Below are 18,376 nucleotides of genomic sequence, written 5' to 3'. Positions count from 1 at the left end.
CAACGAGGGCAGACTGTAAATCTGTTGGGAAACCTTCGCAGGTTCGAATCCTGCTCTCCCCACTAAAATTGTTTTAAATGCAGAATGGCAAATGGAGAAGAGCTGCAAGGCTGTTCAAAGTTTAAAGTCTGTAATTTAAAAGTAACGGGAAAGGCCGGTGTAGCTCAGGGGTAGAGTGCTTCCTTGGTAAGGAAGAGGTCACGGGTTCAAATCCCGTCATTGGCTCAACTTTTAAAATTTGAACACTAATTATATAACTAAGATTAAATTATTAAATCATGGCAAAGGAAACTTTCGATCGTTCCAAACCCCACTTGAATATTGGTACAATTGGACACGTAGACCACGGAAAAACAACTTTGACTGCTGCTATTACTAAAGTATTGGCTGATGCAGGTCTTTCTGAGGCAAGATCATTCGACCAAATTGATAACGCTCCTGAAGAGAAAGAAAGGGGTATTACAATTAATACATCTCACGTAGAGTACTCTACTCAAAAACGTCACTATGCACACGTTGACTGTCCAGGTCACGCTGACTACGTTAAAAACATGGTTACAGGTGCTGCGCAGATGGACGGTGCTATCCTTGTGGTAGCTGCTACAGACGGACCAATGCCACAAACACGTGAGCACATCCTTCTTGGCCGTCAGGTAGGTGTGCCTAGAATTGTTGTTTTCATGAACAAAGTGGACATGGTTGATGATGCTGAGCTTCTTGAGCTTGTTGAAATGGAAATCCGTGACCTTCTTTCATTCTACCAGTATGATGGTGATAATGGTCCTGTAATTAAAGGTTCTGCTCTAGGTGCACTTAACGGTGAGCCAAAATGGGTTGATACTGTTATGGAGCTTATGACTGCTGTTGATGAGTGGATTGAGGAGCCGGTTCGTGATAAAGATAAACCATTCCTTATGCCAATTGAGGACGTATTTACAATTACTGGTCGTGGTACTGTTGCAACAGGCCGTATCGAAACTGGTATTGCTAACACAGGTGATCCTGTAGAAATTATCGGTATGGGTGCTGATAAGCTTACTTCTACAATTACTGGTGTTGAGATGTTCCGTAAAATCCTTGATAGGGGTGAGGCTGGTGATAACGTAGGTCTTCTTCTTCGTGGTATAGATAAAACTGATATCCGTCGTGGTATGGTTATCTGTAAGCCAGGTTCAGTTAAGCCTCACGCTCACTTTAAAGCAGAGGTTTATATCCTTAAAAAAGAAGAAGGTGGACGTCACACTCCATTCCACAACAACTACCGTCCTCAGTTCTACGTTCGTACAACTGATGTAACAGGAACAATTTCTCTTCCTGCAGGTGTTGAGATGGTAATGCCTGGTGATAACCTTACTATCGAGGTTCAATTACTTAACCCAATCGCTCTAAGCGTAGGCTTACGTTTTGCTATCCGTGAGGGTGGCCGTACAGTAGGTGCGGGTCAGGTTACTGAAATTCTTGACTAATTTATTTTAAATATAAAAAGCCAGCCGGATGCTTTGGTGTCTGCTGGCTTTTAACAAACGGGTGTAGTTCAAGGGTAGAATAGCGGTCTCCAAAACCGTTGATGGGAGTTCGAATCTCTCCACCCGTGCCAAAACGAAAAGACATGAAGGTTACTAATTATATATCTGAGGCATTTGCCGAGTTAAAGACAAATGTAACATGGCCGGAATGGGCAGAGGTGCAACGCCTTACCATTATTGTTGCTGTTTTTTCAATAGTATTTGCTTTGTTAACATTTGGTATTGACCGCGGTTTTGAGGTTATTATTGAAAATATTTATGCTTTCTTAAAAAATTAATTTTCTTGTGATGACTGATAACAATGTCAAAAAATGGTATGTGGTTAGGGCGGTAAGCGGACAGGAAAATAAAGTTAAAAACTACATAGAAACTGAAATCAATAAGCTTGGGATGGCTGATTATATATCTCAGGTTTTAGTGCCAACCGAAAAGGTGGTGCAGGTTCGTGATGGAAAAAAAATCAGTAAAGACAGGGTTTATTTTCCGGGCTATGTAATGATTGAAGCTAATTTAACGGGTGAAATACCGCATATTATAAAATCTATTACCGGTGTTATAGGCTTTCTGGGCGAAACTAAAGGCGGCGATGCTGTGCCTTTGCGCCCTTCTGAAGTAAACAGGATGCTTGGTAAGGTAGATGAGCTTTCGGTTAAAACCGATAATGTTTCCATACCTTTTACTGTTGGAGAAACCGTAAAGGTTATCGATGGGCCTTTTAATGGCTTTAACGGTACTGTGGAAAAAGTAAATGATGAAAAGCGTAAGCTGGAGGTTATGGTGAAAATTTTTGGAAGAAAAACACCGCTTGAACTCAGCTTTATGCAGGTAGAAAAAGTATAATTTTTGTTACACTTAATATAAATCACGTCATTGCTTCCAATTGATGATGTGCTAATCTTTTAAGAAATGGCTAAAGAAGTTAGTAAAGTAGTTAAACTACAAGTTAAGGGAGGTGCTGCGAATCCGTCGCCACCGGTTGGACCTGCTTTGGGAGCTGCTGGGGTTAACATTATGGAGTTCTGTAAGCAATTTAATGCAAGGACCCAGGATAAACCCGGCAAAGTATTACCAGTACAAATTACTGTGTACAAAGACAAGTCTTTCGATTTTGTTGTTAAAACGCCTCCGGCTGCTATCCAGTTGCTAGAAGCTGCTAAAGTTAAGGGAGGTTCTGGTGAGCCTAACCGTAAAAAAGTAGCAAGCGTTACCTGGGATCAGATAAGGGCTATTGCTGAAGACAAAATGGCTGACCTAAATGCTTTTACAATTGAAAAAGCAATGAGTATGGTTGCCGGTACAGCAAGGTCTATGGGTATAACAGTATCAGGAACAGCTCCTTTTTAATTGTAAAAGAAAAAAGAAGAAATGGCAAAATTGACAAAAAAACAGAAAGAGGCTGCTTCAAAAATTGAGAAGAACAAACTGTATTCATTAAAAGATGCTTCTGCATTAATTAAAACAGTTGCTTCTGCAAAATTTGATGAGTCTGTTGATATCGCAGTGCGTTTGGGAGTAGATCCAAGAAAAGCGAATCAAATGGTAAGGGGTGTTGTAACACTTCCTCACGGTACAGGTAAAGATGTAAGGGTTCTTGCCCTTGTTACTCCTGATAAAGAAGCTGAAGCTAAAGCTGCAGGTGCAGACTATGTAGGTTTAGATGAATACCTTCAAAAAATTAAAGATGGCTGGACTGATGTTGATGTTATCATCACAATGCCTGCAGTAATGGGTAAATTAGGTCCTTTAGGTAGGATATTAGGTCCTCGCGGGCTTATGCCGAACCCTAAAACCGGTACTGTTACTATGGAGGTAGGTAAAGCTGTTCAGGAGGTTAAAGCTGGTAAAATAGACTTTAAAGTTGATAAAACCGGTATAGTTCACGCAGGAATTGGTAAAGTATCTTTTGGTGCTGATAAAATTTCTGAGAACGCTCACGAAATTATTCAAACATTGATTAAATTAAAACCAACAGCAGCTAAAGGTACTTACATAAAGAGTATTCACCTTTCAAGTACTATGAGCCCTGCTATTGCTTTAGACCCTAAAGCGGTATAATTGGTAGTTAAAAAGTTTTATTATGACCAGAGAAGAAAAATCAAGAGTTATTGAAGATTTAACTGCACAGTTAGCCGATACAAACGTAATTTACGTTGCAGATATTTCGGGCCTTGATGCAGAAACTACTTCAAACTTAAGAAGGGCTTGTTTTAAAGCCGGTATAAAGCTGGAGGTTGTTAAAAATACATTGCTTGAAAAAGCAATGGAAACTTCTGATAATAATTATGGCGACCTGCCATCTATATTAAAAGGAAATACTTCCATTATGATTGCAGAGAACGGTAACGCTCCTGCAAAGGTTATTAAAGAATTCCGTAAAAAAGCTGATAAGCCTATCCTTAAGGGTGCTTACATCCATGAGGCAGTATTTATTGGTGATAACCAGCTTGATGCTCTTATTGCCCTTAAATCTAAAGAAGAGGTTATTGGCGATATCATCGGTCTTCTTCAATCTCCTGCTAAAAATGTTGTTTCTGCCCTTAAATCAGGCGGTGGCAAAATTGCAGGAATTATCAAAACGTTATCTGAGAAAGAAGGATAACATATTAGCGGGTACGCACTTAATAAATTATATATTACAAACTATTTAAAACGATAGAAAAAATGGCAGATTTGAAACAATTCGCAGAACAACTTGTTAACCTTACTGTTAAAGAAGTTAACGAACTAGCTACAATATTAAAAGAGGAGTATGGTATAGAGCCTGCTGCAGCTGCTGTTGCTGTTGCTGGTCCTGCTGCAGGTGGTGGCGACGCTGGCGCTGCTGCTGAGCAAACAGAATTTACTGTTGTACTTAAAGATGCTGGTGCTTCTAAACTTGCTGTTGTTAAAGCTGTAAAAGAACTTACAGGTTTAGGACTTAAAGAAGCTAAAGATCTAGTTGATTCTGCTCCTGCAAACGTAAAAGAAGCTGTTTCTAAAGATGAGGCTGAAGGCCTTAAAAAATCTCTAGAAGAAGCTGGAGCTGTTGTTGAGCTTAAGTAAGCTTACTACGGTTTAAAACCTAAGGTTTAGGCCTTGAGAAGAACTCTCAAAGGCCTAAACCATTTTTCGTATAATAACATTTTATACGCCCCATATATATTATTTTAATCAAAATTTTGTCCATTGATGATAACAAATCAGACTGAAAGATTAAATTTTGCCTCAACAAAAAACATCCCTAATTATCCTGATTTTCTGGATATTCAGGTAAAATCTTTTAAAGATTTTTTCCAACTGGAAACCAAATCGGATGAAAGAGGCAACGAAGGTCTTTATAACACCTTCATGGAAAACTTTCCGATTACTGATACGAGAAATCAGTTTGTGTTGGAGTTCCTTGATTATTTTGTTGATCCGCCACGATATACAATTGAGGAGTGTATTGACAGAGGGCTTACTTACAGCGTGCCGCTTAAGGCAAGATTAAAACTGTATTGTACAGACCCCGAACATGAGGATTTTGAAACAATTGTACAGGATGTTTATTTGGGAACCATCCCATACATGACACCTAGCGGTACATTTGTTATCAACGGAGCAGAGCGTGTGGTTGTATCGCAGCTACACAGGTCACCTGGTGTTTTCTTTGGCCAATCGTTCCATGCTAACGGAACAAAATTATACTCTGCAAGGGTAATTCCTTTTAAAGGTTCCTGGATAGAATTTGCTACAGATATTAATAGTGTGATGTATGCTTACATCGACAGGAAGAAAAAACTTCCTGTAACTACTTTGTTTAGGGCTATTGGTTTTGAAAGGGATAAAGATATTCTTGAGATATTTGACCTTGCTGAAGAAATCAAGGTTTCTAAAACAGGACTTAAAAAATATATCGGCAGGAGGCTTGCCGCACGTGTATTGAACACCTGGCACGAGGATTTTGTGGATGAGGATACAGGAGAGGTGGTTTCTATTGAGCGTAATGAAATTATATTAGACAGGGATACTATAATTGACAAGGATAATGTTGAGGAAATTATAGAGGCTAATGTAAAATCGATACTGCTGCATAAAGAGGATAATAACCAGGCAGATTATGCCATTATCCACAATACATTACAAAAAGACCCTACTAACTCAGAAAAAGAAGCTGTAGAGCATATTTACCGTCAGTTGCGTAATGCAGAACCGCCTGATGAGGAAACTGCCCGAGGCATTATAGATAAACTGTTCTTTTCTGACCAGCGTTACAACCTTGGAGAGGTTGGCCGTTACAGGATGAACAAAAAACTTGGTCTTGATATTCCTATGGAAAAGCAGGTGCTTACCAAAGAGGATATTATTACCATAGTTAAATACCTTATAGAGCTTATAAACTCTAAAGCTGAGATTGATGATATTGACCACCTTTCCAACCGTCGTGTAAGAACTGTGGGCGAGCAGCTTTCAGCCCAGTTTGGCGTAGGTCTTGCGCGTATGGCACGTACCATCCGCGAGCGTATGAACGTAAGGGATAACGAGGTGTTTACCCCGATAGACCTTATTAATGCCAAAACGCTGTCATCTGTAATCAACTCGTTTTTTGGTACAAACCAGTTATCTCAATTTATGGATCAAACCAATCCATTGGCTGAGATTACACATAAAAGAAGATTATCGGCATTAGGTCCGGGTGGTCTTTCCCGCGAAAGGGCAGGTTTCGAGGTTCGAGACGTTCACTATACCCATTATGGCCGTCTTTGTCCTATTGAAACTCCCGAGGGGCCAAACATTGGTCTTATCTCTTCTTTGGGTGTTTATGCTAAGGTAAACAGCATGGGCTTTATTGAAACCCCATACCGCAAAGTTGAAAACGGAAAAGTTGACCTTCAGTCGGAGCCTATTTACCTGAGCGCAGAAGAGGAGGAAGGTAAAATGATTGGGCAGGCCAATACTGAAATGGACGACAACGGTACTATCACTGCTGAAAGGGTAATTGTACGTGAGGAAGGCGACTTCCCGGTAGTAGAGCCTACAGCGGTACATTATACTGATGTTGCGCCTAACCAGATTGCTTCAATTTCGGCGTCTTTAATTCCTTTCCTTGAGCACGATGACGCGAACCGTGCGTTGATGGGAAGTAACATGATGCGCCAGGCCGTACCATTGTTACGTCCTGAAGCACCTATTGTAGGTACAGGTTTAGAGCGCCAGGTTGCTTCAGATTCAAGGGTACTTATTAATGCTGAAGGGCATGGTACTGTTGAATATGTAGATGCCAACCAGATAACAATTAAATATGACAGGACCGACCGTGAAAGGGCTGTAAGCTTTGATACGGACGAGAAAACATACCAGCTTATCAAGTTCAGGAAAACCAACCAGAGCACAAGTATTAACCTAAAGCCTATTGTACGCAAAGGCGACAGGGTAGTACCTGGCCAGGTTCTTTGCGAGGGTTATGCCACGCAAAATGGTGAGCTTGCCCTTGGGCGTAACCTTAAAGTGGCATTTATGCCATGGAAAGGATACAACTTTGAGGATGCTATCGTAATTTCTGAAAAAGTGGTACGTGAGGATATCTTTACATCAATTCACGTAGATGATTATTCTCTTGAAGTAAGGGATACCAAGTTAGGTAACGAGGAGCTTACCAATGATATACCAAACGTAAGCGAGGAAGCTACAAAAGACCTTGATGAAAATGGTATGATAAGGATTGGTGCAGAGGTTAAGCCCGGCGATATCCTTATTGGTAAAATTACTCCTAAAGGAGAATCTGACCCTACACCGGAAGAAAAACTGTTAAGGGCTATTTTTGGTGATAAGGCAGGAGATGTTAAGGATGCTTCTTTAAAAGCTTCACCATCGCTTCACGGGGTTGTACTTGATAAAAAACTATTTGCGCGTGCGGTTAAAGATAAACGCAAGCGTACAAAAGATAAAGATGATTTAGGTAAGCTTGAAATGGAGTTTGAAGTTAAGTTTAATGAACTTAAAGAAAAACTTATTGATAAGCTGTTCAATATCATCAATGGTAAAACTTCTCAGGGTGTAATGAACGACCTTGGTGAGGAAGTATTGCCAAAAGGTAAAAAGTTTACTCAAAAAATGCTTTATGCAGTTGAAGATTTTGCTCACTTAACAAAAGGGCAGTGGACAACGGATGACGAAACCAATGCAATGGTTAACGACCTTATCCACAACTATAAAATTAAGCTGAACGACCTTCAGGGTGCATTAAGGAGAGAGAAGTTTACTATTACAGTAGGAGATGAGCTTCCATCAGGTATTTTAAAGCTTGCTAAAGTTTACATTGCTAAAAAGCGTAAACTTAAAGTGGGTGATAAAATGGCCGGCCGCCACGGTAACAAAGGTATTGTTGCCCGTATTGTGCGCGAGGAAGATATGCCTTTCCTTGAAGACGGTACCCCGGTAGATATCGTGTTGAACCCACTTGGTGTACCTTCACGTATGAACATCGGGCAGATATATGAAACCGTATTGGGATGGGCAGGACAAAAACTGGGCAAGAAATTTGCTACTCCTATTTTTGATGGTGCTTCGCTTGACCAGATTAATGAACTGACTGATGAGGCAGGTATACCAAGGTTTGGGCATACTTACCTTTATGATGGTGGTACAGGTGAGCGTTTTCACCAGCCGGCTACAGTAGGCGTTATTTACATGCTTAAACTGGGCCACATGGTTGATGACAAGATGCACGCGCGTTCTATCGGTCCATACTCGCTTATCACACAGCAGCCTCTTGGAGGTAAAGCACAGTTTGGTGGCCAGCGTTTTGGAGAGATGGAGGTTTGGGCACTTGAAGCTTATGGTGCATCCAGCACATTAAGGGAGATACTGACAGTTAAATCGGATGACGTTATAGGCAGGGCTAAAACTTACGAAGCTATCGTTAAGGGTGAAACCATGCCGGAACCTGGGCTTCCTGAATCGTTCAATGTATTGATGCATGAACTTAAAGGGCTTGGCTTAGACATCAGATTAGAAGAATAAATTTCCACGGGAGCGGCCTAAAGAAGGCTGCTCCCTTCCATACTTTTTAATATAATAGGTAGAATCTATATCATGACAAGATTAAAAGATAAAAATACCGTTAAAAGATTTAACCAGATTTCTATAGGGCTTGCTTCGCCTGAATCTATCCTGGCTGAATCGAGGGGAGAGGTGCTAAAGCCTGAAACCATTAACTACCGTACACACAAGCCCGAAAGGGACGGCCTTTTCTGCGAGCGTATATTTGGCCCTGTAAAGGATTATGAGTGTGCCTGCGGTAAGTATAAAAGGATACGTTACAAAGGTATTGTGTGCGACCGTTGCGGTGTTGAAGTTACTGAAAAGAAAGTACGTCGTGACAGGGTAGGCCACATTAACCTTGTTGTGCCTATTGCACATATATGGTATTTCCGTTCATTGCCTAATAAAATTGGCTATATCCTTGGGCTTCCGTCCAAAAAGCTGGATATGATTATATACTATGAAAGGTATGTGGTTATACAGCCTGGTATTGCTAAGGGCCCTGATGGAGATACACTTAATACATTAGACTTTTTGACCGAGGAAGAATACCTGAACATACTGGATTCTATTCCTGCGGAAAACCAATATCTTGATGATAGCGACCCTAACAAGTTTATTGCTAAAATGGGTGCGGAGTGCATTATGGACCTTTTGGCAAGGATTGACCTTGACGCATTGTCTTATGAACTTCGCCACAGTGCTAACAACGAAACATCTAAACAGCGTAAAACAGAAGCTTTAAAAAGGCTGCAGGTTGTAGAATCATTCCGCGAAAGTAACTTTAACAGGGAAAACCGCCCTGAGTGGATGATACTTAAAGTAATACCTGTTATCCCGCCGGAGCTTCGCCCGCTTGTGCCTCTTGATGGCGGACGTTTTGCAACGTCTGACCTTAACGACCTTTACAGGAGGGTTATTATACGTAATAACCGTTTAAAAAGGCTTATGGAAATCAAGGCACCGGAAGTAATCCTTCGTAACGAAAAGCGTATGCTTCAGGAATCTGTAGACTCACTTTTTGATAATACAAGGAAAGCTTCTGCTGTTAAAACAGAATCAAACAGGCCGCTAAAATCACTATCAGACTCATTAAAAGGTAAACAGGGACGTTTCCGCCAGAACCTTCTTGGTAAACGTGTTGACTATTCTGCACGTTCGGTTATTGTTGTTGGGCCAGAAATGAAACTGTTTGAGTGTGGTTTGCCAAAAGATATGGCTGCCGAATTATACAAACCATTTGTTATCCGTAAACTGATAGAGCGTGGTATTGTAAAAACGGTAAAATCGGCTAAGAAAATTATAGATAAAAAAGAGCCGGTAGTATGGGATATCCTTGAAAATGTAATTAAAGGGCACCCTGTATTGCTTAACCGTGCCCCTACGCTTCACCGTTTGGGTATCCAGGCTTTCCAGCCTAAACTTATTGAAGGTAAGGCTATCCAGTTGCACCCGTTGGTATGTACGGCATTTAACGCTGACTTTGATGGTGACCAGATGGCGGTTCACCTGCCGCTTGGGCCAGAGGCTATACTTGAGGCACAGTTATTAATGCTTGCTTCGCACAATATCCTTAACCCTGCAAACGGTGCGCCTATTACAGTACCTTCTCAGGACATGGTACTGGGTCTATACTATATGACCAAAGAGCGTCTTTCTACCGAAACTAACAAGATAAAAGGTGAAGGCCTTACATTCTATTCGGCGGAAGAGGTTAATATTGCCCTGAATGAAGACAGGCTGCATCTTAATGCACGTGTTAAGATTCGTGCCAAAGACTTTAATGATAAAGGCGAGCTTGTTTATAAAATTATTGAAACTACTGCAGGTAGGGTACTTTTCAACGAAGTAGTGCCAGAACAGGCAGGTTACATAAATGAAATCCTTACCAAGAAATCCTTAAGGGACATCATTGGTAAAATATTAAGCGTTACTGATGTACCTACTACGGCTGCATTCCTTGATAACATTAAGGATATGGGTTACCGTTTTGCATTTAGGGGAGGCCTTTCATTCAGCTTGGGAGATATTATTATCCCTCCAAGGAAAGAGGAGCTTATTGCCGATGCAAACGAGCAGGTTGAAGGTATTACCATGAACTATAACATGGGTCTTATTACCAACAATGAGCGTTACAACCAGGTAATTGACGTATGGACATCAACCAACGCATTGCTTACAGAGCTTGCCATGAAAAACATCAGGGAAGACCAACAGGGCTTCAACTCGGTGTATATGATGCTTGACTCCGGGGCAAGGGGTAGTAAAGAACAGATTCGCCAGTTAACAGGTATGCGTGGTTTGATGGCTAAGCCTAAAAAATCAACTGCCGGAGGTGGTGAAATTATTGAAAACCCTATCCTTTCTAACTTTAAGGAAGGACTTTCAATTCTTGAATACTTTATTTCTACGCACGGTGCACGTAAAGGTCTTGCGGATACGGCTCTTAAAACGGCTGACGCGGGTTACCTTACAAGAAGGCTTCACGATGTGTCCCAGGATGTTATCGTTAACTCGGTAGACTGTGGTACATTAAGAGGTATTGAAATTACCGCGCTTAAGAAAAATGAGGAAATTGTGGAAAGCCTTGGTGAAAGGATTCTGGGCCGTGTGGCATTGCAGGATGTGGTTAACCCGCTTACATCTGAAGTGCTTGTTCATGCAGGCGAACAGATTACCGAAGCAGAGGTTAGGGCAATTAACGCTGCACCTATTGAAAGGGTAGAAGTTCGTTCGCCATTAACTTGTGAAGCCACCAAAGGTATTTGTGCAAAATGTTACGGACGTAACCTTGCTACCGGTAAAATGACGCAAAAAGGTGAGGCAGTTGGTGTAATTGCAGCACAGTCAATCGGTGAGCCGGGTACTCAGCTAACCCTTCGTACATTCCACGTGGGTGGTACGGCAGGTAACATTTCTGAAGAATCAAGCATTATTACCAAATTCCGCGGTAAGCTGGATATTGAAGACCTTAAAACAGTTAAGGGCGAAGATAGTGAAGGCAACGAAGTGGATATTGTGGTATCACGTTCTACAGAACTTAAGCTTGTTGACGAAAATACAGGTATTGTGCTTAATACTCACAACATACCATACGGTTCAAGCATATATGTTAAAGATGGCGATTTAGTTGATAAAGGAACTGTAATATGTAAATGGGATCCTTATAACGGGGTTATCATCTCAGAATTTACCGGTAAGGTAGCCTATGAGGATATTGAGCAGGGCCAGTCATTTATAGTAGAGATTGACGAGCAGACAGGTTTCCAGGAAAAAGTAATTTCTGAAGCAAGAAACAAAAAGCTTATCCCTACGCTATTGATTTATGGAAAAGACAACGAGCTTATCCGTTCTTACAACCTTCCGGTGGGTGCCCACCTTATGGTTGACAATGGCGAGAAGATTAAAGCGGGTAAAGTTCTTGTTAAAATACCAAGGCGCTCATCTAAAGCAGGTGATATTACAGGTGGTTTACCAAGGATTACAGAGCTTCTTGAAGCACGTAACCCAAGTAACCCGGCCGTGGTATCAGAAATTGACGGTGTGGTTTCATTCGGTAAGATTAAGAGGGGTAACCGCGAAATTATTATCGAGTCGAAATTTGGCGAGATTAAAAAATATCTTGTAAAACTGTCTAACCAGATACTTGTACAGGAAAATGACTATGTAAAAGCAGGTATGCCGCTTTCTGACGGAGCTATTACACCGGAAGATATCCTAAGGATACAGGGGCCATCTGCCGTGCAGCAGTACCTTGTAAACGAAATTCAGGAGGTTTATCGCCTTCAGGGTGTAAAAATCAATGATAAGCACTTTGAGGTTGTTATCCGCCAGATGATGCGTAAGGTACAGGTTCAGGATCCTGGAGACACATTGTTCCTTGAAGACCAGTTAATACATACCAGCGACTTTATCGTTGAAAACGACAAGCTGTATGGAATGAAAGTGGTTGAGGATGCAGGAGATTCTGAAAACCTTAAACCGGGGCAGATTATAACGCCGCGTGAGCTAAGGGATGAAAATTCACTGCTTAAACGCAATGATAAGAATGTAGTTGTGGCAAGGGATGTAATTCCTGCTACTGCAACCCCTGTATTACAGGGTATTACAAGAGCATCGCTACAAACTAAATCGTTCATTTCGGCTGCATCGTTCCAGGAAACTACCAAAGTACTTAATGAAGCTGCTGTAGCCGGTAAAGTAGACGGACTTGAAGGCCTTAAAGAAAATGTTATTGTAGGGCACAGGATACCTGCAGGTACAGGTATGAGGGATTATGATAACATTATTGTAGGCTCTAAAGAAGAATTTAATGAACTGTTAACTCCTACAGAGGAATATAATTATTAAAAACAATGAGTGACCAAAAACAGCAGCCGGGACAAATAAATATTGAACTGGATGAAAAAACAGCCGAAGGCACCTATTGCAACCTTGCCATAATAAACCACTCAGCTTCAGAGTTTGTGGTAGATTTTGTGGCAGTTATGCCGGGTGTGCCAAAAGCAAAGGTTAAATCACGCATTGTACTGACACCGCAGCATGCCAAAAGACTGCTGAAGGCGTTAGGCGAAAACATACACCGCTTTGAGAGTGCCCACGGCACTATAAGCGATACTGACCAGCCGCCGCTTCCGCTAAGCTTTGGGCCTGCAGGACAGGCGTAATATAAAAAGCAAAAAGCCCACTCGAAAGAGTGGGCTTTTTTTATTTTTACAAGTTTTCTACCCGATTTATTTCAATTAAGTTGTAATCGATTTTTTCTTTTTTGGTCAAATTATTAATAAGCGTAATTTTTGATATGGATACTTTTACTAATTCGCTTATGTGCAGTTCTTTGATATTTGATAATAAAGATGTGGGATATCGTACTAAAAAAAAGTGATTAGTATCGATATCTTTAATTTCAATTTTATTTTTAGCACTTAGTGTTATTATTTCTGCGTCTATAGTTAGCATTTCTGGTGGGGAAGTGCTTAAATTATTAAATGTATTATAAAACATTGAGATAATATTTTTATTACCGTGCCATTTTCTTTTATTATAATCTGGACTATCCCAAGTTATTTCAAGTTCAAGGTTATCTTTAACTAATTCCCCTAAAAACTTTGTAAAATGTTTAGTACTATCGAAACCAATTTTTTCAACATTATTAATTAACTCATCTTCATTTTGTGATTGAAGTAATTCGAATGTGCTTTCGAGAGAGTTTTGTATAGTACTGTTTCCAAAAATATCAGGACTTGTTTTTGCAGATATGTAAAAAATTGTTGAGCCTGTTCCTAAACCTTCAAGTCTTAAATCTAAATCACTTGATAATATTTTTTCAATTTTTCTTCCTCCTTTTTTACCATATTTTAGAAATTGTGATGCTTTGAATAAAGTATCTGAAAAGTATCAGTTATTCCACCAACCGAATGAAGCGGAAAAGTTCCGTCTTTGGCAATTCCTCCAATTAATCTCAAAGCAACAATTTCTTTATTTCGCTTGACATTTTCTTGATATAGAATTTTTTGTAAGCTTTTTATTTCACTATTTAAATTGTGAATTTGAATTTTTATAACGAAATTATTCTCACGCTCATTTATACTTGCTTTAAGTTCCTCAACTTTTGATTGAAGAAAACTTATGTTTTCTTTTATTTTACTAATTTGAGCCATAATAAAATCGTGGTATGCCTTTAGGTGCTTCAAGTCTTGAAAATCCAAACCAACCTCTCCAATAACTCTTACGGTTTATATCATCATCTGGACATAATAATACATCAATATTATATCTTATTTTTATGATGTCTCTATCAAATAATACATCTAATATTGATTGCTCTTCAATAGATAATTCACTAAGTTCTTTTTCATTGAAAATTATAAGGATATCAATATCATTGGGTTCATCCTTATATGTAGAAAAAGAACCATCTAACCATATTTCAAATTTAGCTTTAACTTTAACAAGTTCACTTAGAAAATTGTCTAATTGTTTTATCAGAAATTTTCTTCTTTCTTTATTTACAAATTTACTAATAAATAAATTTTCAAATTGAGAGATTTCAATCTCATGAAATCCAGCTGGAAATAGGGGGGCATATTCTGGCTCATCCATTTATCTCTCGATTAAAAGTATAATTTAGTAAACCTACAAAATATTTGTTATAACTTACTGCGTATTTGCCGCAATAATATAAAACAGGTATTTTCCCCATTCCACAATATTTACTTAACTTTGAAGCTAATCAAAAAACAAGCAAATTTCCCCAGTAATGTCCAGTGTTATTCAGTTACTTCCCGACCATGTTGCTAACCAGATTGCCGCCGGAGAGGTGGTGCAAAGGCCGGCATCTGTAGTTAAGGAACTATTGGAAAACTCGGTTGATGCCGGTTCTACTGAAATTAAGCTTATAGTTAAGGATGCCGGTAAAACTCTTATTCAGGTTATAGATAATGGCAAGGGTATGGGCGTTACTGATGCACGTATGTGTTTTGAACGCCATGCCACCAGCAAGATACGCCATGCGGAAGATTTATTTTCGTTACATACCAAAGGTTTTCGTGGCGAGGCGCTGGCCAGTATTGCCGCTATTGCCCATGTAGAGTTAAAAACAAAACAGGACCAGGAGGAGTTGGGCACCCATATAATAATTGAGGGGAGTAAATTTATAAGCCAGGATGTGGCCGTACTGCCAAAGGGCACCTCATTTTCTGTAAAGAACCTGTTTTTTAATATACCTGCAAGGCGAAACTTCCTTAAAAGCGATACAGTTGAATTTAGGCATATTATTGATGAATTTGAACGTGTTGCGCTGGCGCATCCTAACATTAGCTTTGTATTGTACCACAACGGCAGCGAAATGTTTAACCTGCCCCACGGTAACCACCGCCAGCGCATAGTGGGTATTTTTGGCGGGCGCACCAATGAGAAGCTCGTGCCGGTAAAAGAAGCTACTGAAATAGTGGAAATCAGCGGCTTTGTTACCAAACCTGAGTTTGCCAAAAAGAACAGGGGAGAGCAATTTTTTTTTGTTAACAACCGTTTTATAAAAAGTGCCTACCTGCACCATGCGGTTATGGCAGCCTATGAGGGCCTGCTTAAGGATGGCTGCCAACCTGGCTATCAGTTATATCTTGAGGTTCCGCCACATACTATTGATATTAATATACACCCTACTAAAACCGAAATAAAATTTGATGACGAGCATGCACTGTATGCAATATTACGCTCGGCTATAAAGCACAGCCTTGGACAGTTTAATGTGGCTCCCGTACTTGATTTTGACCGGGATGCTAATCTTGATACGCCTTATGAGTATGAAAGGAAAGAAGCTTCGGCCCCAACTGTAGAGGTTGACCGTAATTTTAACCCTTTTGCTGATGAAAAACCATCAAGGGTTTCCCAGGCATCCTCATCAGTATATGCTGCTTCTTTTAAAAAGGAAAGACAGCCGGCATGGGAAAGTTTATATACAGGCATCGGGCAGGATAATGAACTGGCTGCCGAAATGGATTTTGAGTCGGAGGAAGTTACCGGTTCCCTTTTTAATGATGAAGAGGTAGAGCAGGAAGTGCATAAAACATACCAGATACATAAAAAGTATATTGTGAGCCCCATTAAATCAGGTATGGTTATTATCGACCAGAAAAGGGCGCACCAGCGTATTTTGTATGAACAGTTTTTAAAGAACATTACAGTACAGCACGGATCCAGCCAGCAATTGCTTTTTCCGCTTGTGCTGCATTACAATAAAACAGAACTCGACCTGATTACAGAAATGAAGCAGGCACTGGAAAATACGGGCTTTGTATTTTCAGAGATTAACCATGACCATATAGTGGTATCGGGTTTGCCGGTAAATGTTGCCGAGAGTGAAGTAAGTATTTTGCTGGAAGAGCTTATAAATGACCTGCAGCAGGAAGTGCCCGACAGCAGTTTTAGCCAAAACGACAGTATAGCAAAAAGCATGGCAAGGAGCCTTGCTATAAAAACAGGTGTACAGCTAACGGAAAAGGAACAGGAAAATATAGTAAATTCGTTGTTTGCCTGTAAAGAGCCCGATGTTTCACCTTTTAACAAACCTACTTTCATTACCGTAAGTGTGGAAGACCTAGATAAACGATTTGCCCTATGATGCGTATTACCGAAACCGTAAAGCAGCTGATAATCATAAATATTATTTTTTTTGTTGCCAGTAATTATTTTGTAAATACAGGCTTAGCTTATGATTATTTGGCACTGCATATGCCTACCAGCGATAAATTCCAGGTTTGGCAGTTAGTAACCCATATGTTTATGCATGGCGGGTTACTGCATATCTTCTTTAATATGTTTGCCCTGTTTTCATTTGGTGTGTTTTTAGAGCACCTATGGGGCACAAAAAAATTCCTTTTTTTCTATTTTTCATGCGGGCTTGGGGCTGCCTTGCTGCATTTGGGGGTAGCATACTTCCAGTTGCAGAACGTGCTTGAACAGGTATCGTACCTAAACCTTTCCGACTCGGCCATACACCAGATTATAAATCTTGACATTTACAATGCAGAAGATTACAATTCCTTTTTTTTAAGTGAGGTTAATAATATAATAAGTAGCGCAGGAAAAACTGCGGCACTGTCTCCAGAAGCCTACCAAACCTTATTTTATGCAACGGAATTAAACCATAGTGCGGCAGTGGGGGCGTCGGGTGCAATTTACGGTGTGCTTGTTGCGTTTGCATTTATGTTCCCTAATGTGGAACTGATGCTTATGTTTATACCTGTCCCTATCAAGGCAAAATATTTTGTGCCGGTATTGGTAGCCATAGATTTGTATTTGGGTGTAACCGGCAAGTCAATTTTTGGCGGCGGTGGTGGGGTTGCACATTTTGCACACGTAGGCGGGGCGCTTATAGGTTTTATTATGATGTGGTACTGGAAGAAAAACCAGTTTAACAATAACCGTTGGAATTAAGACATGGGAATTTTAGATGACTTAAAGCTTGAATACAGGACAGGAGGAATAACACAACGGCTTATTTTTTGGAACGTGGGCCTTTTTGTTATACCTATGGTTATTTTTAGCGTATTATCATTATTTGGGGTAGAGCTGCTTTTTCTTAGGTGGGACAATCCTTTTTCTGCGGACTGGCTTAGCCTTTCTTCCCATCCTGTTGATTTATTATGGAAACCGTGGTCGTTAATTTCTTATGCTTTTCTGCATGCCGGTTTTTTACATCTTTTATTTAACATGCTGGTTCTGTATTTTTCCGGCAGGCTTTTCCTTACTTTTTTTACACAAAAACAATTGTTGGGCGTTTATTTGCTATCGGCAGTTTTTGCTGGGCTGATATTTATTTTTAGTTATAACGTGCTGCCGGCACTGGTAGATACAGGTGCTAAAATGGTTGGCGCTTCAGGTGCTATAATGGCTGTTTTAGTGGCAACAGCTACCTATGCACCCTACTACCAGGTAAGGCTTTTACTTTTTGGTACTGTAAAATTGTGGCATATAGCCCTTGTGCTGGTTATTATGGATCTTATACAGGCTTCCACAGGCAACACAGGCGGTCATCTTGCCCACCTGGCAGGTGCATTATTTGGTTTTGTTTATATTAAAATGCTGCAGAACGGTAATGACCTTAGCAGAATTGTATCGGCTGTAACGGAGTTTTTTGGAGGGCTGTTTACCCCCAAAAAAACTGTACCGTTTAAAAAGGTGCACCGTAATGTAAAGCCATCACCTGCTGCTGCAAAAAGTAATAAGGACATAACACAGAAAAAAATAGACGACATACTTGATAAAATAAGCAAATCAGGTTATGACAGCCTCACTAAAGAGGAAAAAGAGTTTTTGTTTAAAGTAGGTAAATAAATTCAGGTAAA

Annotated in this window: 16 protein-coding genes and 2 tRNA genes; 15 read left to right on the top strand and 3 right to left on the bottom strand. The window is 40.2% G+C overall.

Annotated elements, in window-relative coordinates; genetic code table 11:
• Nucleotides 1-153 precede the first annotated feature (153 nt).
• The 12 genes from GSF09_RS09220 to GSF09_RS09165 all read left to right on the top strand — a co-directional run bounded on the left by GSF09_RS09220 (nt 154) and on the right by GSF09_RS09165 (nt 13,195).
• A tRNA-Thr gene (locus GSF09_RS09220) sits at nt 154-225 on the top strand.
• A 53-nt stretch (nt 226-278) separates the two neighbouring features.
• Entirely contained in the window at nt 279-1,466 is a 1,188-nt protein-coding gene (gene tuf, locus GSF09_RS09215; RefSeq protein ID WP_159800658.1) for an elongation factor Tu, read from the top strand.
• Between the two features lie 57 nt (nt 1,467-1,523).
• Nucleotides 1,524-1,597: transfer RNA gene (locus tag GSF09_RS09210), tRNA-Trp, on the top strand.
• A 12-nt stretch (nt 1,598-1,609) separates the two neighbouring features.
• A complete protein-coding gene (secE, locus tag GSF09_RS09205) occupies nt 1,610-1,804 on the top strand; it encodes a preprotein translocase subunit SecE (protein ID WP_159800657.1) in 195 nt (64 codons plus the stop codon).
• Nucleotides 1,805-1,814: 10 nt separating this feature from the next.
• Nucleotides 1,815-2,366, top strand: coding sequence for a transcription termination/antitermination protein NusG (gene nusG, locus GSF09_RS09200; protein WP_159800656.1), 552 nt, complete (start codon nt 1,815-1,817; stop codon nt 2,364-2,366).
• Nucleotides 2,367-2,432: 66 nt separating this feature from the next.
• A complete protein-coding gene (gene rplK, locus GSF09_RS09195; protein ID WP_159800655.1) occupies nt 2,433-2,870 on the top strand; it encodes a 50S ribosomal protein L11 in 438 nt (145 codons plus the stop codon).
• Nucleotides 2,871-2,891: 21 nt separating this feature from the next.
• On the top strand, nt 2,892-3,581 hold the full coding sequence (rplA, locus tag GSF09_RS09190) for a 50S ribosomal protein L1 (RefSeq protein WP_159800654.1): 690 nt from the start codon (nt 2,892-2,894) through the stop codon (nt 3,579-3,581).
• A 22-nt stretch (nt 3,582-3,603) separates the two neighbouring features.
• Complete coding sequence (gene rplJ, locus GSF09_RS09185) at nt 3,604-4,125, top strand: 50S ribosomal protein L10 (protein WP_159800653.1); 522 nt, start codon at nt 3,604-3,606, stop codon at nt 4,123-4,125.
• 62 nt (nt 4,126-4,187) lie between these two features.
• Nucleotides 4,188-4,568: a 50S ribosomal protein L7/L12 gene (gene rplL / locus GSF09_RS09180; protein WP_159800652.1), complete on the top strand. Its 381-nt coding sequence runs from the start codon at nt 4,188-4,190 to the stop codon at nt 4,566-4,568.
• A gap of 126 nt (nt 4,569-4,694) precedes the next feature.
• Nucleotides 4,695-8,507: a DNA-directed RNA polymerase subunit beta gene (gene rpoB, locus GSF09_RS09175; RefSeq protein ID WP_159800651.1), complete on the top strand. Its 3,813-nt coding sequence runs from the start codon at nt 4,695-4,697 to the stop codon at nt 8,505-8,507.
• 72 nt (nt 8,508-8,579) lie between these two features.
• Entirely contained in the window at nt 8,580-12,878 is a 4,299-nt protein-coding gene (gene rpoC, locus GSF09_RS09170) for a DNA-directed RNA polymerase subunit beta' (protein WP_159800650.1), read from the top strand.
• Between the two features lie 5 nt (nt 12,879-12,883).
• Nucleotides 12,884-13,195, top strand: a complete 312-nt coding sequence (locus tag GSF09_RS09165; protein ID WP_159800649.1) for a DUF3467 domain-containing protein — start codon at nt 12,884-12,886, stop codon at nt 13,193-13,195.
• A gap of 46 nt (nt 13,196-13,241) precedes the next feature.
• Here GSF09_RS09165 and GSF09_RS09160 read toward each other — a convergent pair whose 3' ends face one another.
• The 3 genes from GSF09_RS09160 to GSF09_RS09150 form a co-directional block, all read right to left on the bottom strand.
• On the bottom strand, nt 13,242-13,532 hold the full coding sequence (locus GSF09_RS09160; protein WP_159800648.1) for a hypothetical protein: 291 nt from the start codon (nt 13,530-13,532) through the stop codon (nt 13,242-13,244).
• A 353-nt stretch (nt 13,533-13,885) separates the two neighbouring features.
• Complete coding sequence (locus tag GSF09_RS09155; protein WP_159800647.1) at nt 13,886-14,188, bottom strand: hypothetical protein; 303 nt, start codon at nt 14,186-14,188, stop codon at nt 13,886-13,888.
• Nucleotides 14,175-14,630: a hypothetical protein gene (locus GSF09_RS09150; RefSeq protein ID WP_159800646.1), complete on the bottom strand. Its 456-nt coding sequence runs from the start codon at nt 14,628-14,630 to the stop codon at nt 14,175-14,177. The genes GSF09_RS09155 and GSF09_RS09150 overlap by 14 nt, the downstream gene beginning before the upstream one ends.
• 157 nt (nt 14,631-14,787) lie before the next feature.
• On the opposite strand from GSF09_RS09150, the gene mutL reads away from it, so the two are divergent.
• The 3 genes from mutL to GSF09_RS09135 are packed head-to-tail and all read left to right on the top strand — an operon-like array spanning nt 14,788 to nt 18,365.
• The gene (mutL, locus tag GSF09_RS09145) at nt 14,788-16,650 is read left to right on the top strand and encodes a DNA mismatch repair endonuclease MutL (protein ID WP_159800645.1); all 1,863 of its coding nucleotides are present in this window, start codon (nt 14,788-14,790) and stop codon (nt 16,648-16,650) included.
• Entirely contained in the window at nt 16,647-17,465 is an 819-nt protein-coding gene (locus GSF09_RS09140) for a rhomboid family intramembrane serine protease (protein ID WP_159800644.1), read from the top strand. Before mutL ends, GSF09_RS09140 begins: the two co-directional genes overlap by 4 nt.
• A 3-nt stretch (nt 17,466-17,468) precedes the next feature.
• Nucleotides 17,469-18,365 (top strand): rhomboid family intramembrane serine protease, encoded by an 897-nt coding sequence (locus GSF09_RS09135; protein WP_159800643.1) that lies wholly within the window; start codon nt 17,469-17,471, stop codon nt 18,363-18,365.
• Nucleotides 18,366-18,376: the final 11 nt, after the last annotated feature.

Origin of the sequence: Flavobacterium sp. MK4S-17 (assembly GCF_009848495.1) — a bacterium.
Lineage (GTDB): Bacteria > Bacteroidota > Bacteroidia > Flavobacteriales > Flavobacteriaceae > Flavobacterium.
This window is presented reverse-complemented; position numbering and strand designations above follow the sequence as displayed.